Below are 21199 nucleotides of genomic sequence, written 5' to 3'. Positions count from 1 at the left end.
AAAAGCTATGGAAAAGATTCTACTGGATGAAAAGTACGAACAGTTGTTGTTCCAAATCCCTCTACTAAGGGATTTGCCACATAATATCAAGCAATCGCTGCTTGAGAAACTGGAATATTCAGTCTATTCTATAGACAAGAAAGATATAGTTGCCCGGCAAGGCACCCCCTGCAAGAAGCTATATATACTATTGGAAGGTAAATTGCGTGTAGATATTATAGACGGTCTGGGCAATAAAGTTATGGTAGAATACATCGTTGCCCCCCGGGCCTTTGCCACTCCCCATCTCTTCGGCAGCAACACCACACTGCCGGCAACTTTTACTGCCATTGAAGACTGTATCCTATTCACTGCCACCAAAGAATCCACCTTCAAGCTTATCAGCCAGGATCCCAAAGTGCTGCACAACTTCCTTTGCATAACGGGAAATTGCAATGCCTGCACGGTTTCGCGATTAAAAACCCTTTCCCGCAAAACAGTCCGCGAAAGGTTTGTCGTCTATCTGTTTGAAAACAGAATTTCCAACTCTACCAGCATCACCATTGCGCATACCCAATCTGAGCTGGCAGAATACCTCAATGTAACCCGCCCGGCACTTTCAAAGGAAATCAATAAGATGACCAAAGAAGGTATTATCCTAATGACGGGTAAGAAAATTGAGGTATTGAATGAAGCAGCTCTGAAAGAGTATATCTAAACTACCATTTTACAAACAAGATTCTCGGATTGATGTTGACAGATACCCAGCCCCAATCCTGCCAGCGTTTATGGTCGCCGCCTTTCACCACGTCCATAGACTTCGTACCCCGCATAATGGAGTAACCGGCAGAAAGCTTCACGTCCTTCATCACATTCCAGTCAAGCTGATAGTCCATCTCCGAACCCAATCCCTTTTTTACATCATCCAGCTTGGCAGCAGTAGCAAAATAGTGATAATTCAGTTGCATACTCACCTGCTTGGATGTCTTGAAGTTGACACCCAACTGGGCATCCTGCAAACCGGGAGCTACTCCCTGCCAAGCAGAAGCATAGAAATAGTCCATCGCTCCATAGAACTTATGATGTGTTCCGTAAAGAGGATCGAATGCTTTGAACTTGTCACCTTTCCCGTCACTGCCACTCAGATAATCATAACCCAAGCTCACACTCCATTGCTTGTCTATGGCATAGGCAGCCTTCACGCTTACCATAAAGGCAGATACACTCTGCGCATTCTTGTTCTTTCCGGTCTGATAATAGAAAGCAGCCTGCACAGGTAGCCAATTTCCCGATTCCGGCTGATAAGTCACGTAAGTACCGAACGTCTGCAAATAGCGGGTATGGGAAGTTTCTGTTTCTGCATCACCGGTTTCCAGGCCCAGATTCATGAATAACAAAGAGACATCAAGGTTGGGGGTTTGCGCCGCATAATGATACCAAAGGGTCTGCATATTCTTATAAGGTTGTGCACCGTCATAATAATAGGTACCGCCTTTTGCCTTTTCCTTGTTCTGGTTGAAGGCAAGAATGAAATGCAGTTGGTGGGCATTCTTGGCATAGCCCAACTTCAATGCATCGTGATAGCGACCGGCCACATTCCAGTCCAGCCCTCCCAAAATACGTTCGTCGTCATAAGACAAGGTCTGGCGCCCCAGTTGTGCAAAGAAACCGGCACCAAAGTTGAGTTTTGCCCATGCTTCGTTCATAATGAAACGCCCGTTAGTGTCTATCTGCGGGTCCTGCCCCCATACGCCTACATGTTGGGCCGAAATCTTCATACTCAAATCCGAACGTTTATACTCCATGGAAAGACGTGCACGGTTGTTGATAAATGAAGCAGCCTTGTCTCCCTCGAAACGTGGTAACTGTGCTCCGTTACGGTATTCTGCACGGGGTCTGATTTGCATCGACATGGTGAATTCGTTCTCTTTCTCCGAACCTTGTGCCCACAACATTCCGGGCAACAGCAATAAGCCTAATGCCAAATAAACTGTTTTCATAAGTATTTTAATTTAAGTTATACGTATGTACACTCACTCCTTGTGCCGAGGGCAAGTAATTGATGCCATACCAACACATTTGCAACAACAGAAAAGATACAAGCAAGCCAAACAGTGCCTTACGATAGGCCGCGGGGCATCCCAATCGGAAATGGATATATGCCAGATAGGAGAACCAGGTAGCCGCCGCCCAAGTCTCCTTGGGATCCCATGCCCAATAGTGTCCCCAAGCAGCTTTCGCCCAGACAGCACCGGACAGCATACCCAGTGTCATGAAGGCAAGTCCTACATAAGTCAGATTATCGCACAAAGCCATCTCATGCCGTTCAATTCCTTTTTTCTTGAACCACAGCAGGTAGACAGCCATCACCGTAGCGGCACCCAGCATGGCATAGGCAAACATATAGACAATGACATGAGGAGTGAACCACGGACTCTGCAAAGCGGGCATCAACGTCTTGTTGTGTATTTCGGGCCTAAAAATATTGATGCAGACAAACACCAAGGACAAGACGGAACTGAAACCGAGAATCCATTTGTACCTCCAACGACTGTAAGTGATGATTCCTGCCAATGGAAGAAAGAATGAATACCACAAACGCGTCTCCCCCATCGTCCGCATCGGAGGACGCTCCAAAGAAATCCACATGCCGACAATGAAGCTGAAAAAGACAGCCAAGCCCAGACAAGTCAAAGTGTATACCACTACCGGACGTTTACCACGCCATGCAGCGAAAGCTCCCAATCCCCAGAAAAGTAAAGCGACAATGGCAAACAGAGCAAAATAATCCCAACTCATACCGTCTCCTCCTTTCTTTCTTCTGTTCCTTTCGGTGCATTGACAAACAAGCAGACTGCCCCCAGCACCATCATTATGATGCCGGCATATACAGCCGGAAGCCAGGGATCGCGTACCAGTTCAAAAACACTGACATCACTCCACCGTCCTTTCGTTTCGTCATAGCTTAATTGATAAATGTTCCATCCGAATATCTTCAAAGGACGGTTCACTTCGATTGTGTCTTCCACTACCTCTCCTGACTGCGTATAAACCGTTACAGCAGAAACAAATCGCTGCGGCTCACGTTCGGGCATCACCAGACTGGTCTGTTCCGACAAGCGCAATGCCTTATAAGGAAACATGAAACTACCGCAACTCACCCATCCCTCCTTCGACTGTCCGGAGGTAGCATTCACCGCCTTCAGATAAACAGCATAGGTAGCTCCCATCGAATGGAATTCGGTAAACTTCAAGGTATCTTCCGCAGCTACAGAGGCAGCCATCGGAATGGATTGAAGGATAGAGATGTCCCAATCCAGCAACCTCCCCCGTTCTACCTTCTCTTCCAACAGCAAATGTTCCGGCACATCCTTCGGCAGTGCCTGCCCGGTCTCATTATTTATCAGCATCAGCTTGGGAGGGTATTCATGTATGGTGAATTCTTTCAGTTCAATGGCAAGCGGAAGCTCCGTCAGCTTGCCATCCTCATTCGTGGCACGCCATTCAGTCTTGCCCAATTGGGTAATCATTCTCAGTCGTTGCATATCTGCATTGCCCAGCGTTGCCGTCAAGAGGGCGACAAACAAGCCGACATGATTCAGCAGAAAAGGAATCTTACGCAATTTTAAAGGAATACATACACGGAGAATGGTCAGTCCCAAGACAGTAACCAGCCAGATATAAAGCAACACGAACGGCCAGAAAGAAAGCATCTTCGAAAAGCCGATGACATCTGCCGAAGGCTGGGTAGAAGGAACCTGCCGCACCAATCCCATAACGACAGTGACAACCGCCACACATACCAGGGAAGAAACTGCAGCCGTATAATGACTGAGCCATCCGAAACAGTACACCCGTCTACGAAATCCATGCATGCATGCCAACAATAGCAGGAACAACACCAGAACGATGACATTGACCGGCCACGCAAACAAGCCCCAACGAATATCTCCAACGCTCCACTGCAACAGCAAGCCCGTGACGAACAGTCCTGCCCCACAGATAAAACCTTCCTTATACCTCCACGGTTTCTTCCACATCTTCTGATTTACGATTTGACGATGTACGATGTACGATTGGAGTTAGATTGTTGATAGAGTCAATCCGGGATGTACATATCGGGGAGTAATCCCAATCGTACATCGTAAATCGTCCAATCGTAAATAAATTTATTTTAGTGCTAACCGGTTGTTGGCTTTGGCTTTTTCCAACCAAGCCGGTACGGTAGTCTTCAAGAATTTGTCCTTTGCAGCTCTTTCGGCATCCATATCGAGGCCGATATATTCCTGCGCCTTGTCTTTGGTAGAGATATCCGGCATGGGAACATTGTCCGTATATCCATGCTTTGCCAGCACTTTGGAGACAGCCAAACGCGCCTGCATAGCTCTATCCAAGCCGTGAGACAAGACACGCTGGATTTCCTGTGGTGCATGGAAAGCACCTCCGTGAGATGCCACACCGAAGTCCCAACGCCATTGCGCCTGGCGAATCAGTGCCAGCACTTCTTTCATCTGCTCTTCCGTAGCTCCCTTGTCCCAGGCAAATTTAGCTTCGATATGAGCTTTGGCAAGTTCCTGTTCAAGGCGGTTGCGGATTTCATTGGCCTTGCGCTGGCGTTCGTAGACATTGTTGCGCAAAGTCTCCTCACTTTCGCGATGGCAGGTTTGGCAGGTACGGTCTATCATAGCCAACGGACTTTGTATATGGTGGTCGCTGAACTTCACGCCACCTTCACTCTTATAGGGCATGTGGCAGTCCGCACACGATACGCCACGCTGACCGTGAATGCCCATCCGGGCTATTTCAAAATCGGGGTGTTGCGCTTTCAGGATGGGGGTACGGCTCAACTTATGTATATAGTCGTAGAAACCGGCCTCATCATAATAGGCTTCCATGTCTTCCACCGTAAAACCTTTGTCCCAGGGGAAAGTCAGGTACTTGCCGTCACCCTTGAAGTAATATTCCACGTGGCACTGTGCACATACCAGCGAGCGCATCTCCTGCGGAGTGGCCTCGGTAATATCCTTGCCCTGACGTTCAAAAGCTTCTATCAGAGCCGGACGGCTGATATGCAGATTCATATTTTCCGGTTCGTGGCAGTCCGCACAACCAATCGGATTTACAATTTCACCACCCAAAGCGCCCCACTTATTATTATAGAAAGCATCCACACCGATGGCTTCCATCATACGGGGGACATCGGGACTCTTGCAAGTCCAGCAAGTGGACGGTTGCGGACCATCTGCATCAGTGGCAGGCGCACCGGTACGCAGGGTTGCCGTAATATCCTCGATGGCATGCATGTGTCCGCGCGGAGTGGAATAGTCTTTGGAGAAGGCATATCCAGCCCAAAGTATCACCATTTCGGGACGCTGTTCCAATACATCCACAGCCACATTTCCATTGAATTCACTCTGGAAGTCGGTCTTGGCGGTTTCAGTCCACGTCTGATACTCACGTGGAAAGTCACTCTTGAAGACTTCGTTGCGTGCCTCAATTCCTTCAATCACAGTTTTGCGGTTATTGAATACACTTGCCAGCTCGGCCCTGCGCTCCATCAAGGCAGAAACGCATAGACCCAAGACAAATACAACGACCATTGAACCACCGAACAACAGCCATCCTTGCCATGATTTTAATCTCTTTTCCATATATATGAAGATTTATTGTTATTCAAGTTTCTCATGTCTTTGACCTGCTTTCAGTGAACAAATTGACAAGGCTACAAGGAGGGATAAACAGCCCTTTGTCTATATCTTGCTTTTTAAAGTGATTACAAGGAAAAGCCTTGTGTACTTGTTCACTGAAAGCAAGTTCTTGAACTTGCGAAACTTGAGTTGTCATTATTCCTTTATCAGTTTCTGCAACCACTCCGGTACGGGAGATTCCGGATAGGGTACCAGTGCAGCGGGCGTGGACGAGAGGCTGTTCATTCCACCATGAGGCACATCACGGTGGCAGTCCCAGCATGCCTTTCCGTCGCCGATGAGGGTCATCATGTAGTCTATCCTGCCGACATCCACAAACTCGTTGGTCAGTTGCGTATGGCAACGGATGCAATTATTCATAATGACCTGCGCACTGGCTTCCTCGGCTTGGATGGCCTGCGGTTCGCTTTTAGTGAGAAAGGCACCTACGTGCTTCATGCCGTCCATTCCCTTAAACATCCATTTCTTTACCATATTCTCATGAGGGACATGGCAATCGTTGCAAGTGGCATCCCGGCTGTGGGAGCTGTGCATCCAGGTTGCATAATAGGGAGCCATGATGTGGCAGTTGACACATGCCGCAGGGTCATCTCCCAGATAAGTGTGCGCCCGGAGAAGATACATAAACAAGCCTCCGCTGCCGACGAGGACACCGCAAACAATGAGTGCCGTTACTTTCCACCTGTAGGATGGAAATAGTTTACTTATGATTGGTAACTTCGCCATAAAATGAATATTTTCAGCAAAAATAGGCAGTTACAATCTAAAAAAGTGTAATCATGATTACATTTTTCCATTTATTTTTCGGTATTTTTAATAAAGCATTCATTCTCACGCATACCTATATGAAGATGTCCACAAAACACGCACGCCTGCGCATCTTGTGGACATCTTCATCCTTTTATAAAACTGCCTGCTTTTTTTAAGCTGCTTTCTTTAATTGAACATTCACTTTTCTGCCACTCTTCCGGACCAATCTTCGAATCCAAAGATAATAGCCCGTCAACGGCAGGCTTGCGCCAATCAAAGCGGCCAGAAAGCTCAAGATGCGGGTGGCCCATCCTCCCCAACTGCCTACATGGACGGAGTATATCCAGCCACGGATTTTCCCGGAAGTGTCGGCATCCTTATATAAGGTAGTCCCGGTGATTTCACCATTACGGGGATTGAACGTATAGCGGTCGGCAGCACGACGGTTGCCCAACCGATTGAAGGAGACTGTAGCAGAGCCACGCGATACGGTTATCTGTTTATAATCAGGACTAAGCTCCTTCAGTTCTTCGTAAACCTTCTGCCAGTTTGCAAAAGGAGAGAAAGGCTTTCTTTCACGATTCTCGCCACCAGACCTGCCTTGAGCCCTATCTCCTCCGTGGGCAGCAGTTTGTGCCTGAGCACCATGTCCTCCACCCCCTTGCATGGTTTCCACTCCAAAAACTTTGTAGAAGCCGGTGCGATACCAGGAGAAAGACCATGTCAGTCCCGTAAGTGCCATCGCCAACAGAAAAATCAGCGTGTACATGCCGCCTGCCACATGCAGGTCGTACCAGAACCGGCGCCAACCTTTACCGGCAACAATCTTCAGACTGTTCTTTAAAGCCTTTTTTGTACGGGGCCACCAGATGACAACGCCTGACAGCAGCACAAAGACAAGCATCAGTGTGGCAGTGCCCACAATCATTTTCCCCCAGAAGATACTTCCATCGGGCTTCATGCTGTCCAACAGCCAGCGGTGCAGGCGGAACATGGTCATGAAAAACGGCGCACGCTCATACCGGCCCTTCACCTCACCCGTGTACTGGTCCACATAGACGGAGGCACGACGAGGTTTGGAAAGATTCACCTGCCAGGCACGTTCCGGATTGGACGATGCAGTGATACCCGTCACAGAGACACTATCCGGCAAAGTAGCGGCTACTTTTTCGGCCAACCGGCTCATGGGAAGCGGTGCCGGTCCGGCTTTTTCTACATAGTAGAGGTCGCGGCGGCAAAGCTCCATCACTTCCGTCTCGAATACCAGCATGGCACCGGAGAAGCAGATAAGGGTAATCAACAGTCCGAAGGGGACTGAAAGCCATAAATGTATCTTACTGAAAATTTTCTTCATAAGTATGTTCTCTTATTCATTTCATATCAGAACCTTTATTCCAGTTTACCTACACCGTTCAGTTGGGTTGCATTGACCACCAGCCCTTTGGTAGCTGTTGCATTGGCAGGGTCTACCTTATAGATGGCAGGATAGCCGGAAGAGGTAGTGACTGCCACATATGCGTTACCATTTTCCATGTACGGGGTATTACCAAAGCCAGAGACATCGCTTGGAAGGCCGTTCACATAAGTCAAAGCTCCAGTGGAGGCATTGAAGACGGCAAGTTGGTTGGCAACCTTGTCTGATGCCGTAATTGCCTTATCATACATCAGCAGCAGGAAATAATTACCTGAAATATACCAAGTCCGCAAGAAAGAGGCGCCATTGGCTTTCTCTTCAAGATTATAGTAATAAGCGGCATCAAATTCTTCTGCTTTGGTATCGATGCGTACAACTCCAGCAGGCAATGTAGTCTGCTGACGCGAATCACTCATGGTCTTGGCATAGCTCGGAGAAAATACATATACATAGCCGTCGTCGGCAAGCCAGTTCATCTGGTAGTACTGTGAACGGTTACGTCCGGCAGCATAACTGATTTTGTCTGTAGTGATGACCTTATGAGAATTCAGTGTCTGATCACCAAAGATAGCGATATGGCATTCATTAGGATACTGGGTCCATTGCAATTCGTCCTTCTCATAGGCACCGCTACCCTGCCCGCCGGATTCTGTCTTTATTAAATCCTCATTACCGGAAAGCACCCACTTGTAGCTACCGTCTTCGTTCTTCTGCATGCAACCATACTGGCTAAGCCCCATGGGAATGGCTGCTGCATAAACCTTACTGCCCACTTGTTCTATACCGGCCAGTGTTACGTATTCACCATTTTCAAGGAAATTTTCGGCAAGAAATGGAGTATCCTTTGTTACCGAGTTCTTTGTATAAGTCTGTTTCTCGACATCCAGATAGGAAATCAAAAAAGATTGGGGAGTATATCCATTTGCATCATTCAGTTCCGTAGGGCCGTCGCCGGTAGAAGTCGTCATTATAAATTGGTCATAATAGCCGTAGGTAGTGAAACGATTGACGTTATACTCCTGGCTACGTTTTTCCAGTTCACCGTTTGTATTCATAATGAACGACTGGGTAGTGCCTGCATTTCCCTGGTGATAGTTCAAGGCATACAGATATTTGTTTCCGTAGAACACCCAGTAAGTAGCCCCATCGTTCACAAGGCCATTGCCGGCAGCAGTAATTTCACCGCTTTCCAGTGACTCGGCTGTCAGCAGGACAGGAACGGAGCTACCTGAAACTGTAGCCGTGGCAGCTATCACATAGTTACCCTTTGAACCGGAACCAGAACCGGAGCCGGAACCCGGTTCGTCTGTGTCTGTACAAGAAATTAAAGCCATTCCGGTCATTGCCATTGCAAAGAGGCCGGACAAAAGATAATTCTTCTTCATTTGTTCTTCTTATTAATTACACCTATTAAAACCATTATATTTATTAATCACCAAAATGTACACGTACCTTGCCATAGAACGCACGCCCGGCTTTCTGAAGACTGAAATTGTCGTACAAATCCTCGTTCGTGAAGTTGCGGCATTCAAACGAGATATTATAGCGGCCATTCTTCAGACTATAGCTCAATGTCAGGTTATGGGAGAACTGGTCGGGTACCATGAAATCCTTGTTCTTGCTACCGATGGCCTGCGAATAGTAGGAGAAGCTGTGCATGTACTGGTTGTCGTAAGTCACGGACAGTATATTCCCTTTCTTCCAGAGGTCGCGCCAATAGAAGTTTACGTCAAAATCAGCAAACTGATAGGGCACATTGGGAATGCGTGCCTTGTAACCGAGATTTTCCACAGAGTTGCCGGTACTGCCGATTTGCATCTTCTCATTGTCACGCACATTCATCTGCGTGAAGTTGCCGCCCACACTCAGCCAGCGTCCGAAGCCATAGCGTGCCGATACATTGTATCCCTTCGTCAGCACCTTGCCGTAGTTGGTATAAGTGGCCCCTTCTTTTCCTCCGCTCAAGTCCTGGATATTACGCTGGATATAATCCTTCGTATTGCGGTATACCACACCGCCTTCCACGTAGACGGAATGTTTTCCAAAACTCCGGGAATAACTCAGGTTCAAGTTGATGTTGTCACTTTTCTCGGGACGGATGCCGATGTCTCCACTCTCCAGATCTTCGTCACCAAACATCTCTTCGATAGTGGGCAGGCGGTAAGCTTTTTCATAAGAGAGCTTCGCCTGCAAGCCGGGCAGGATGAAGTAGGTTCCGGCAGCACCATATCCCCAAGAGTCTACCGTACGGCTGGTGCGTACATAATTACTACCGGTATCATCCTCGGCCATAGGTCCTGCCACATACTGGCGGTAGTATTTGCCGAATGCCGAGAAGTTCCACTTTTCGGAAGGCATCAGGCGGTATGACAAACCGGAGATATTCTTGCGGGTCTGCTTGGCAATGGCATCCGTCTGTTCTTCCACCGCCAACAGTGAAGTATTATCACGCTGGAATGCACTCAACACATGATTGAAAGTCAGCATGTGGACTCTGGCAATGCGGTAATTCAAGGTCAATGTACCGTTCCAATTGTCATTATCGGCACGGGAATACTGGCGGGACTGTTCGCCGGGACTGTTCAGCGGATGTTTCTCACCAAGCCAGTTGTATTCATAGCGGGCAGTATCCACATTCGTAGTGGCATTGCGATTGTAGTTGGCTGTCAACACCATATCCAGCCCCTTGATTATCAAGTTGCGTTTGCTGTATTCCATCGAAGGCATTAGTGAATGGCCGAAGCGGTGCTTTTCTCCGAAGACTGTCTTCTGGCGTACACCGGTCTGTATGTCCTTGTACATGTGCGAATAGGTGAAACCGAACATCAGCCGGTCTGCCCAACTTTTGTCCACAATACCCGCTTTGGCCACAATGGCTTCGTTGTGGTAAGTATCATTGAAATGCTTCACGCGCACCTTCTCACTTTCGTTGAAACTGCCCGTCTCAAAATCCTTTACCGGCGCATCTACATGATAATCGTTGTCCGAGTAGTTTTGAAAGGCATTGATTTCATAGCTGAAACCGTTCTTGAAAGTCTGTCCGAAGTTAACGTATGAGCGGTGGGTATTGAACGAGCCGTAAGAATAAGAAGCATCCAGGAACCAGTTCCGGCGTTTCTTGTTGGTAACAATATTGATGACACCGCCAATGGCATCCGTACCGAAGCCCACGGGAACTACACCTTTATATACCTCTATACGGTCGGCAAAGCTCACCGGAATATTGTTCAGGCTGAAGGAGCTTCCCACACCTTCCTGCGGCACACCGTCAATGAACACCTTGACGTGCTTTCCGCTAAAACCGTCCAGCATCAACTGCATGTCCGAACCTACCCCACCCGACTCACGGAGTTTCATGCCCGGAGCCTTGGTCAAGGCATCGCTCAGATTCTTCGTGGTGTTCTGGAGTTCCTTTGTATCGACTGCCACAGCATTGAATGCCGACCTCTTCACCCGGCTTACTCCGGTAGAAACGATAGTCACCTCGTCCAGCTGTTGCGTTTCGGGAGCGATGGTTATGTTCAGCTTCATCCGCTCATCATTGACCAGTTTCACCTTTTTCTCCACCTTTGTATAACCTACGGCAGACACCACCAGCGTATAGTCGCCGGCAGGCGCCTTGATGTGATAGAGGCCTTCCTGATTCGTGGTTCCTCCATAACTCGTCCCTTTCAGATAAACAGTCGCAAAATCCACCGTTTCTTTTTCCGTAGAAATGATTCTACCCGAAATCATCCCTCCTCTCCTCTGCGCATGTACAGACAGAGAAGCCAACAGAAGGAAAAACAGCAGCGAGAATTTAAGTGTATATGCTTTCAATTTTATAATAATTATAATGTTGTTAATAAACCGGTGCAAAGGTCATTATTAACAGCCAGCTGTGCAATCGCTTATTGTAGGTAATTATATGGAGTGGATTTATCGTATATATCATATTACGCAATCACCATTGATGGGTATTATCAATAATAAATCTAAAAAAAGAGGAGCCGGGAAATGAAAAACCCCTATTTATAGGTATTGCCCAATATGCCTTTTTGTACGACCTTTGCTGCAAATTAAAACAAGACAACGGACAATAAATTATTAAAGTTTAAGTATGAAAATTGAAAAGATTGTAGCCCGTGAAATCCTTGATTCACGCGGCAATCCCACAGTAGAAGTGGACGTTATTCTGGAATGTGGTGTTATGGGACGCGCAGCAGTGCCTTCCGGTGCTTCTACCGGCGAGCACGAAGCGCTGGAACTTCGCGATGGCGACAAGCAACGCTACGGTGGTAAAGGTACACTAAAAGCAGTAGAAAACGTCAACAAGATAATCGCACCGGCACTGATTGGCTGGTCGTCACTGGAACAGCGTACCATCGACCACAAGATGCTTGAGTTGGACGGCACGCCTACCAAATCCAAGCTGGGTGCCAACGCCATTCTGGGTGTCTCACTGGCAGTAGCCAAAGCCGCTGCCAATTATCTCGATATACCTTTATACAGATATATCGGTGGAGTAAATACCTACGTAATGCCGGTCCCGATGATGAATATCATCAATGGAGGTTCACACAGCGACGCTCCTATCGCTTTCCAAGAATTTATGATTCGGCCGGTAGGCGCCTCTTCCTTCCGTGAAGGCCTGCGCATGGGAGCCGAAGTATTCCACGCCTTGAAAAAAGTGTTGCACGACCGCGGCCTCAGCACTGCCGTAGGTGACGAAGGCGGTTTTGCACCGGCACTGGCAGGAACAGAAGATGCGCTGGACTCCATCATGAGCGCCATCAAGGCTGCCGGCTACGAACCGGGCAAGGATGTGAAAATCGGTATGGACTGTGCCTCATCCGAGTTCTTTAAGAACGGTATCTATGACTACTCCATCTTTGAAGGCGAAAATGGTAAAAAACGTACTGCCGACGAACAAATAGCTTACTTGGAAGATTTGATTAATAACTACCCGATTGACTCCATCGAGGATGGCATGAGCGAAAACGACTGGGAAGGCTGGAAGAAGTTGACCGAACGCATCGGCAACCGTTGCCAGCTGGTTGGCGACGACCTGTTCGTGACTAACGTGGAATTCCTTGAAAAAGGTATTGCCATGGGCTGCGCCAATTCCATCCTTATCAAAGTCAATCAAATCGGTTCACTCAGTGAAACGCTGGATGCTATCGAAATGGCACACCGCCACGGTTATACCACAGTGACTTCTCACCGTTCCGGCGAAACCGAGGACGCCACCATTGCAGACATTGCCGTTGCCACCAACAGCGGACAAATCAAGACCGGTTCTCTGAGCCGCTCCGACCGCATGGCGAAGTACAACCAACTATTGCGCATCGAAGAAGAACTGGGTAACCTTGCTGTCTATGGCTACAAAAGAATAAAATAACCCTTTGTAGTGAATAAGTCATAAAGAGGGAATAGCGTCTTTGGGAAAAGGCGCTATTTTTATTAAAGAATCGTCTATATCTTTGCAAAAGTCATCCCCTACTATCCTCTATAGGAAAGATTCTTTCCAAGATGGTAGCAGGTTAATGTTTCATTGACTAAAGACTATTCGTCCGACAGTCGTTACATTATCGTCCGACATATGTTTAATTATCGTCCAACAGCTATCGGACGATAATTAAACATATGTCGGACGAATAGTTTTTAGTAAGCAAGAATATAAAATATAGCGGCGCAACAATCATTTGCTCCCAAAGCCTCCCTTTATTATTTACGGAGGCCTTCAAAAACAGTCCTCATTCACGGTTCATCAAACGATGCTCTGCCATCTGCTCGAACTTCGTGCCGGGACGTCCGTAATTGGCATACGGATAAATGGAGATGCCTCCGCGCGGGGTGAAGATACCCGTCACCTCAATATACTTAGGGTTCATCAAATGAATGAGGTCTTTCATTATGATGTTCACGCAATCCTCGTGGAAAGCACCATGATTGCGGAAGCTGAACAAGTAGAGTTTCAAACTCTTGCTCTCTACCATCTTGACATCGGGGATATAGCAAATACGGATTTCCGCAAAGTCCGGTTGCCCCGTGATGGGACAGAGGCTGGTGAATTCGGGGCAGTTGAAACGCACCCAGTAGTCATTGCCGGGATGCTTGTTATCAAATGCCTCCAATACTTCGGGGGCATAGTCCTGACGGTATTCTGTCTTTCTCCCCAAAAGGGAAAGTTGGTCTTTCAATTCTGTCATAGCCATATATTTTTAGTGATACAAGTGTGCCTCATTTAGTAGAAGCCAAAAACTTTTCCAATCCTTCTCTGCGCAACGTGCATGCCGGGCAGTGTCCACAACCATCTCCCGGGATACCGTTATAACAAGTCAGCGTTTCGTGACGTATAAGTTCGAGCACTCCAAGCTCGTCTGCCAGCGCCCAGGTCTCCGCTTTGTCAATCCACATCAGTGGTGTGTGCAGTACGAATTGCTCGTCCATAGCCAGGTTCAGCGTCACGTTAAGCGACTTGATGAAAGCATCCCGGCAATCGGGATAACCGCTGAAATCGGTCTGCGACACCCCCGTCACAATATGATTAATCCCCCGCTCGCGGGCGTAGACGGCGGCTATACTCAGGAAAAACAGATTGCGTCCCGGCACAAAAGTATTCGGAAAGCTGTCTGCCGGCTTCTCCTGGTCCATCTCCATGTCGGCATCTGTCAATGAGTTATGTCCCAGCCGGCCGATAAAGGAAACATCCATTACTTCGAACTCCACACCTGCCTTACGGGCAATGGCCCTCGCCAAGTCCACTTCCTTCTGATGTTTCTGTCCATACAGAAAACTCAGCGCATACACTTTCTTAAATTCACGTTTTGCCCAAAAGAGGCAAGTGGTCGAGTCCTGCCCGCCACTGAATACCACCAAAGCAGTGTCCCTATTCATCTTGTTAAAAGCCTCTCTGTTTCCCTCCCCCGTAGGGAGGGAAACAGAGAGGGCATTGCTAATTATTTGTTTGACATAATAACTGATTTCCCCTCACTACGGGTAAGGGGCTTTAAATATCGCCTATTTTCCATACTTTATAGGAGATGCCTTCATCATAGACATCACTACCGTCTATCCGCTTAATAGCTTTTACCACACGGATAGTCACAGGCAGTATCAATACCTCGTACATGGACTTCAGCAGAATCTGGATACACATCATCACCAGCAACTCCCGCCATGCAATGATTCCTCCGAACGCAACCGGAAAGAAAATCAACGAGTCTGCCGTCTCACCAACCACCGTCGACCAAATGGCACGTGCGGAGAAATTACGCCCGTTGCTTGCCAGTTTCATGCGGCTCATTACGTAGGCATTCAGAAAAGAGCCCACCAAGAATGCCGTCAGACTGGCTATGACAATACGGGGCGCCATTCCAAATACGAAATTGAAATGCGCGGCACCATCCCAGAAAGGGGCGGCAGGCAACGCCACGGCTATCAGTCCCAGCATTACCACAAAAAAGTTCATGGCAAAACCGCTCCAGATAATCAGGCGGGCTTTACGAAAGCCCCAAACCTCGGCTATGCAATCGTTGATAATATAAGAAATCGGGAAGACCAGCAATCCGGCTGTTACGGTAATACCAAAAACCTGGATAACTTTAGTCTCAAGAAGATTGGCTGCAATCAAGCATACATTGAACAGAATGCCCAGCAACATAAAAGGTACAGATACTTTTTGTTTCATACTCCTGTTTTTTACGTGGTGTTCTAGAATACACGACCGCTATTCACGGCATCATACATTTTAAATCCGGTTGCAAAGGTACAACAAGTTTTGCAAATGAACAAACAACATATATTTTAACTAAATCCCAAGCAAGACAAAGCTCCTTTTTTTTATTCGAAGTAATTACAGACAGTGCATATTTAGTTAACGAGACTTAAATAAGATTTCCCAAACCAAGAATATTATTTACAATAGTTTTAAAAAGCATAAACCAACAGCATAAAAATCAATATATTAACTGATTTTAGCACAAAATCAAAAACATGCAACCAAGTTTGCTCTCAAACAAGATTTCATTCACGCAAATTTCTTAAGCAAATAAAATAATGGACAACATATTTTAATACATACGATTCTATATTTTAAATAATGAAAATTAGGATTATATTTGATAACAACAATCCGGAAGCTCTGGAAAGCACATTGATATTAACCAAGAATATACCATATTATATATAGTAACCTTAGAAAAACAATGAATGCCTATGATTTACCCGAAAGCCCCAAGACACTATTAGTGTCATCTTCTATTCAACCTATTTATTTTGAGATCCATTAGCTTAAACAAAAAACATCTATTATGAATGAAAATCGTAAACGAGGAACATCGAACAACAAAATCCTCACAGCAATTGCCATCGCCTCCCTATTTATAGGAAGCAGCAAAATCATGGCAATAGAGACCTATTCGGAAAATTCATTCGGAGTGACAGAACAGATGCAGGCACAAACAGCCCGCGGTATCATTGTCGACCAGAATGGAGAGCCTATCATCGGAGCAAGTATCTTGGAAAAAGGTACTACCAATGGAGTTACCACCGACTTATACGGTAAATTCTCGCTAAACGTAAAAAGAGGTGCCACCCTGGTCATTTCCTACATCGGTTATAAGACGCAGGAAGCCAAAGCAGATGCCAACATGAAAATCACCCTTACAGAAGATTCCGAACTACTGGATGAAGTAGTTGTTGTCGGTTACGGTGTACAGAAAAAGAAACTTGTCACCGGCGCCACTGTACAAGTGAAAGGAGAAGACATAGCCAAGCTGAACACCGTGGATGCCCTGGGCGCTTTGCAGAGCCAGTCACCGGGTGTCAACATCACGCAAAACAACGGCTTCCTGGGTTCGGGCTTTAAGGTGAATATCCGCGGTATCGGTACTACCGGAACCTTCTCCCCGCTTTATGTGGTAGATGGAGTTGCCAACGGTAGCATCGACGGGCTGAACCCGAGTGACATTGAATCTTTGGACGTCTTGAAGGATGCCGCTTCTGCCGCCATCTATGGTGCGCGTGCTGCCAACGGCGTTATCCTGATTACCACCAAACGAGGTAAAACCGGCGTTGCCGAAGTCAGTTACGATGGCTATGTCGGTGTGCAGAACCTCTACAAAATCCCTACTATCCTCAATGCCCAAGAGTACATGATGATGCAGGATGAAGGCCGTGTAATGGACGGATTGAGTCCGTACAACTGGGCGACCTATATTCCGGAAAGGGATTTGCAGGCCATACAGAACGGAACATGGAAAGGGACAAACTGGCTGAAGGAAGTGCTGAATGAAGATGCATTGGTACAGAACCACGCAGTCAACATCACCGGAGGAACAGACCGTTCCAGATATGCCATAGGTATTTCATACACCAACCAAGAAGCTACCATGGGAGTTCCCGGCGAATTTCCAGAAATGAACCGCTACAACTTCCGCGTCAACTCGGACCACGTAGTCATGAAAAAAGGCAATCTTGACTTCCTGAAAGTGGGCGAAACCATCAACTACAAATATTCGCAAACGCAAGGTTCATTCGGAACCGGCGGCATTTATTGGAACGGAGTGCACAATATGCTCATCATGAGCCCGTTGATGCACCCTTACAATTCAGACGGGGGCTACTACCTCTATGCAGACCAGGAAAAGGATAACTACAAATGGGATATCTCCAACGGAGCCAATAAAAACCCGATAGCTTATCTGGACTACTATATGAACCAGAACCTAAGCAAGTCCCATTACATGCAGAGCAGCTTCTATGCAGAACTGCAACCCATCAAGAACCTGCGTATCAAGAGCCAGTTCGGTTACATCATGGGAGCCTCCAGTTATCGTTCCTATTTGCCGAGATTCGATTATCTGAGTGCGTCACTCAACAACGCAGAAGACAAGGTTACCCAATCCATGTCTATGTATAACCGTTGGTCATGGGACAATACAGCCAACTACATCTTCAATATCGATGACCACAACATCGACGTCCTGGTAGGTCAGAGTATTGAAAAATGGGGTATGGGAGAAGAAATGAGCGGTTCAGCCATAGGCTCAAACTTCTATGATTTCAAGCACGCTTATTTGTCCAATGTTCCATTGACCGCCAACAGTGTGTCCTCCTTGACTGGCAAGCCTAACGGGGAAGGTTCCATCGCCTCCTTCTTCGGACGTGTCAACTACAACTATCAGGAGAAATACATGGCTTCTGTCATCATGCGTGCGGACGGTTCCTCCACTTTTGCCCGCGGACACCGCTGGGGATACTTCCCTTCAGTATCCGCAGGATGGGTTATCAGCAACGAGTCCTTCATGTCAGGAATCAAATGGCTGGACTTCTTAAAGCTACGCGCTTCCTGGGGGCAAAACGGTAACTGTAATGTATCTACTTTCCAATATCTTTCACTGATAACTTCCAACAACGGATATGGCGGTTATACGTTCGGCGACTCCATGGACCTCATCAGTACCGGTTCATACGCCTACCGACTGACCAACCCGGACCTTACCTGGGAAACACAGGAGCAATTGAATTTCGGTATCGATGCACGCTTCTTGAACAACCGCCTGGGCTTTGAATTCGACTGGTATAACAAAAATACCAGAGACTGGCTGGTTACGGCTCCGGTACTCTCTTCCTTCGGTGCCAATGCAGTGTCCGTCAATGGCGGTAATGTAAAAAACACGGGTATTGAAGTAGGACTCCACTGGAACGACAACATCGGAAAGGATTTCCAATATGGAGCCAACCTGACCCTTGCTCACAACAAGAATGAAGTGACCAAGATTGCCAACAAAGACGGAATCATCCACGGTAGCGGCAGCGTTCTGTGGGAAGGAGCCGAAGAGTGCTTCCGTGCTGAAGTAGGCAAACCCATCGGCTACTTCTACGGCTACAAGAGTAACGGCATATTCCAGAACCAGGAACAGATAGACAACTACAAAGGTCCGAAACTGAACGGCGACAAGACACAGCCGGGTGACGTAATCTGGGCAGACACCGACAATAGCGGTACGCTCGATGCCAATGACCGTACTATGATAGGTAACCCGAATCCCGACCTGACAATGGGACTTTCCCTGAATGCCAGCTGGAAGGCCATTGACTTCTCAATCACTACTTACGGCGCATTCGGCCAGCAGATTCTGAAGTGTTATCGTGACTTCTCCTCCTCACCCTTGAATAACTATACAGCAGAGATATTCCAACGCTGGCACGGCGAAGGTACGTCCGACAAGTTCCCGAGACTGTCCAGCGCTTCCAGCTCCAACTGGAACAGAGTATCAGACATTTATATCGAAGATGGAGACTATCTCAAGATAAAGAACATCACTGTGGGATTCGACTTCAAGAAAGCATTCAAGAAGTTACCGGTACAACAGCTGCGCCTATATCTGACCGCACAGAACCTCTTTACCTTCACCGGCTATTCCGGTATGGACCCGGAAATCGGTTACGGTGGCGACGATTATGGTTGGGCATCAGGCATCGACCTGGGCTACTACCCCAGTGCACGTACCTATATGATAGGCTTAAATGTAAAATTCTAATTAACCGAAGAAATTATGAAAAAGATATTATTCATAGCATCAGCAATACTGATTCTTCTTTCAGGATGCGAAAACTTCCTCGATTCGGAACTTTTGACCGAAAAGACAACCGCCAACTTCCCGGAGACAGAAAAGGATGCCCAAGAGATGGTGACGGCCATATACGCCCATCTGTTGTTTGAAAGTCCTGAAACCTCTTCCCAGTATTACATTGCCCAGTTGGCAGGTGACGACTGTCTGGGAGGCAACCTCTCCTACTCCAACAACTGTGCCACCAACTTCCTTATGTACAGTGGCAATCTGAATACATTTGCCGGCATCTGGGACCGTTGCTACACCCTTATCAACCGTGCCAACAATGCCATCAACACAATGGAGAATGTGAAATCATGGTCCAGCGAGAGCGAACGTAACCGACTTTTCGGTGAGTCCTACTTCCTGCGTGCCATGGCTTATTATGAGCTGGCACAAGTCTTTGGCGGAGTTCCTTTACGCACCACACTGGAAAGTACCAACCTGCCGCGTGCATCCGTAGACGAAATCTACACCCAGATTGCAGCCGACTTGAAAAACGCTATCGAAATGATGCCGGCAAAGATTTATCCGAAAGGCTCAGACATGACCGGACACGCTACAAAATATGCTGCCGAAGCCATGATGGCACGTGTATTCCTTTTCTATACCGGACGCTACGAAAAAAACGAACTCCCCAACGGAACTACCAAAGAGGAGGTCATCTCTTGGATAGATGACTGTGTAAACAACTCCGGTCATAAACTGGTGTCCGACCAACGCAACATCTGGGCCTACACCAACGATGCTACCGAAGACAATACCGAAGGGTTCCGTTACCAATACGTTATCAACCATAACCTGAAATGGGAAGGAAACAGTTCCGACGAAACTTTATTCGCCAACAAACATAACCTGAAATCCGACTGGACCTATACCTGGTTCTCCAACACATGCGCGCAATTCTATTCACCGTCTGCCGACAACTATTCCAACAAAGACAGTTATCCCTTCGGCACCGGTTGGGGAGCTGGCCCCGTATCTCCGGCTATGGTCAACGAATGGAAAGACTGGGCCGCCAAGCAGACCTATACGGACGGTTACAAGGAGGATCCCCGTCTGACCGGTTCCATATGGTCGTACAAAGCACTTGATCCGAATGTTGCCGGCAATGTGCTGATGGACTGCACCATGGACGAGGGTGAACCGGAATATACCGTATCCTATCGTTACTATGAACAAACCGGCTATTTCCAGAAAAAATACATCAATATCAATTCCTACAATGAAGGCAAAATCGAACCTTTCGGCAAGCAGATGTTCCCCGGAATATCTTCGCAGACATCCCAACAGCTACTCCAAATTGCCGACTTGATTCATATCCGTTTTGCCGACGTCCTGCTCATGCAGTCCGAGCTGAAACAAGACGCTACGGGTCTGAACAAGGTACGTGCCCGCTCCCACTTGGCTCCGGTGGCCTACTCCCTGGAAGCCATCAAGCAGGAACGCCGCTGGGAACTTGCATTCGAGTCCATCCGCTGGTGGGATATCCTTCGCTGGTCGGGTCCTTCGCTTGAGGAAGCCGGTGATATACTCAACAAACAGACCGGGTTCAATATAATAAATGCCGCTACGGTGGTACCGATGGTAAAATTCGACTATAAGAAACGCCTACAAGCAACCCAAGGCTACTGGCCCATTCCGCAAGACGAAATCGACATCTCCAATGGAGTCCTTGAGCAGAATCCAGGCTGGGATGCATCTGCCCAGTTCTCGGATTGGAACAATATGTAAGAGTATTAACCTAT

At 47.5% G+C, this 21199-nt stretch carries 15 protein-coding genes; 4 read left to right on the top strand and 11 right to left on the bottom strand.

Features of this window, described 5'->3' with window-relative positions; all coding sequences use genetic code 11:
• Positions 1–7: 7 nt before the first annotated feature.
• Positions 8–697, top strand: coding sequence for a Crp/Fnr family transcriptional regulator (locus tag DW800_RS03340; protein ID WP_005832420.1), 690 nt, complete (start codon positions 8–10; stop codon positions 695–697).
• A 1-nt stretch (position 698) separates the two neighbouring features.
• On the opposite strand, the gene DW800_RS03335 is transcribed toward DW800_RS03340, so the two are convergent.
• From DW800_RS03335 to DW800_RS03300, 8 genes are all read right to left on the bottom strand, one after another.
• Positions 699–1979, bottom strand: a complete 1281-nt coding sequence (locus DW800_RS03335) for an alginate export family protein (RefSeq protein WP_005832422.1) — start codon at positions 1977–1979, stop codon at positions 699–701.
• Positions 1980–1986: 7 nt separating this feature from the next.
• The gene (locus tag DW800_RS03330) at positions 1987–2778 is read right to left on the bottom strand and encodes a cytochrome c biogenesis protein (protein ID WP_009038192.1); all 792 of its coding nucleotides are present in this window, start codon (positions 2776–2778) and stop codon (positions 1987–1989) included.
• Entirely contained in the window at positions 2775–4019 is a 1245-nt protein-coding gene (locus DW800_RS03325; RefSeq protein ID WP_005832426.1) for a cytochrome c biogenesis protein ResB, read from the bottom strand. The genes DW800_RS03330 and DW800_RS03325 overlap by 4 nt, the downstream gene beginning before the upstream one ends.
• Before the next feature lie 129 nt (positions 4020–4148).
• Complete coding sequence (gene nrfA, locus DW800_RS03320) at positions 4149–5630, bottom strand: ammonia-forming cytochrome c nitrite reductase (protein WP_009038191.1); 1482 nt, start codon at positions 5628–5630, stop codon at positions 4149–4151.
• A gap of 192 nt (positions 5631–5822) precedes the next feature.
• A complete protein-coding gene (gene nrfH / locus DW800_RS03315; protein ID WP_005832432.1) occupies positions 5823–6413 on the bottom strand; it encodes a cytochrome c nitrite reductase small subunit in 591 nt (196 codons plus the stop codon).
• Between the two features lie 196 nt (positions 6414–6609).
• On the bottom strand, positions 6610–7791 hold the full coding sequence (locus DW800_RS03310) for a PepSY-associated TM helix domain-containing protein (RefSeq protein WP_005832435.1): 1182 nt from the start codon (positions 7789–7791) through the stop codon (positions 6610–6612).
• Positions 7792–7826: 35 nt separating this feature from the next.
• Complete coding sequence (locus DW800_RS03305) at positions 7827–9236, bottom strand: DUF4374 domain-containing protein (protein WP_119957805.1); 1410 nt, start codon at positions 9234–9236, stop codon at positions 7827–7829.
• Between the two features lie 43 nt (positions 9237–9279).
• Positions 9280–11586 carry a TonB-dependent receptor gene (locus DW800_RS03300; RefSeq protein ID WP_227224497.1) on the bottom strand — a complete coding sequence of 769 codons (2307 nt, stop codon included), beginning with the start codon at positions 11584–11586 and terminating at the stop codon, positions 9280–9282.
• Positions 11587–11950: 364 nt separating this feature from the next.
• On the opposite strand from DW800_RS03300, the gene eno reads away from it, so the two are divergent.
• Positions 11951–13231 carry a phosphopyruvate hydratase gene (gene eno, locus DW800_RS03295; protein ID WP_005831501.1) on the top strand — a complete coding sequence of 427 codons (1281 nt, stop codon included), beginning with the start codon at positions 11951–11953 and terminating at the stop codon, positions 13229–13231.
• Positions 13232–13586: 355 nt separating this feature from the next.
• Here eno and queF read toward each other — a convergent pair whose 3' ends face one another.
• The 3 genes from queF to DW800_RS03280 form a co-directional block, all read right to left on the bottom strand.
• The gene (queF, locus tag DW800_RS03290; RefSeq protein WP_008664917.1) at positions 13587–14042 is read right to left on the bottom strand and encodes a preQ(1) synthase; all 456 of its coding nucleotides are present in this window, start codon (positions 14040–14042) and stop codon (positions 13587–13589) included.
• Positions 14043–14073: 31 nt separating this feature from the next.
• Positions 14074–14730: a 7-cyano-7-deazaguanine synthase QueC gene (gene queC / locus DW800_RS03285; protein WP_119957803.1), complete on the bottom strand. Its 657-nt coding sequence runs from the start codon at positions 14728–14730 to the stop codon at positions 14074–14076.
• Positions 14731–14842: 112 nt separating this feature from the next.
• Positions 14843–15523 (bottom strand): queuosine precursor transporter, encoded by a 681-nt coding sequence (locus DW800_RS03280; RefSeq protein WP_005831504.1) that lies wholly within the window; start codon positions 15521–15523, stop codon positions 14843–14845.
• 622 nt (positions 15524–16145) lie between these two features.
• Here DW800_RS03280 and DW800_RS03275 point away from each other — a divergent pair.
• Together DW800_RS03275 and DW800_RS03270 are read left to right on the top strand one after the other, a co-directional pair.
• Positions 16146–19379 carry a SusC/RagA family TonB-linked outer membrane protein gene (locus tag DW800_RS03275; protein ID WP_057258680.1) on the top strand — a complete coding sequence of 1078 codons (3234 nt, stop codon included), beginning with the start codon at positions 16146–16148 and terminating at the stop codon, positions 19377–19379.
• A gap of 15 nt (positions 19380–19394) precedes the next feature.
• Entirely contained in the window at positions 19395–21185 is a 1791-nt protein-coding gene (locus DW800_RS03270; RefSeq protein ID WP_022402014.1) for a RagB/SusD family nutrient uptake outer membrane protein, read from the top strand.
• Positions 21186–21199: the final 14 nt, after the last annotated feature.

This window comes from Bacteroides sp. AM32-11AC (genome assembly GCF_003603515.1).
Taxonomy (GTDB): domain Bacteria; phylum Bacteroidota; class Bacteroidia; order Bacteroidales; family Bacteroidaceae; genus Bacteroides; species Bacteroides uniformis.
The sequence above is the reverse complement of the archived record's forward strand: the minus strand, read 5'-3'. Positions and strand labels throughout refer to the sequence as shown.